The following is a 276-nucleotide window of genomic DNA, read 5'->3' as shown; positions in this document are numbered from 1 at the left end:
CATGTGTCGATTTGGGTCAATTGTTTGGATTGATGCACTTTTTCCTTGGGCGTATTCGATTGTATGGTAAGTACCTCCATTTGGGATTCCATTCCAAACTGCAAGTAAATAGCCTCGTTCAACAGCTAACATATCTACCATATATTCATCTCTATCGTACATAGTTTGTTCGTCTACATACTTTTCTCTTGAGACAAAAACAACCTCATCTGCCTCATGCAAAATTTGATGATATCTATCTTTGTCAGGTTTACGCCAAGGGTCTTCTTGGCTTGC

1 pseudogene is annotated in these 276 nt (G+C 39.1%); it reads right to left on the bottom strand.

From position 1 onward, the window contains the following. Positions 1-276 (bottom strand): annotated as a pseudogene (locus tag MR160_RS34325) (SLOG family protein); the annotation flags it as partial.

Origin of the sequence: Bacillus cereus group sp. BfR-BA-01382 (genome assembly GCF_022663475.1) — a bacterium.
GTDB lineage: Bacteria > Bacillota > Bacilli > Bacillales > Bacillaceae_G > Bacillus_A > Bacillus_A thuringiensis_S.
Note: the sequence above shows the minus strand (reverse complement) of the source record. Positions and strands in the feature narration are given on the sequence as shown.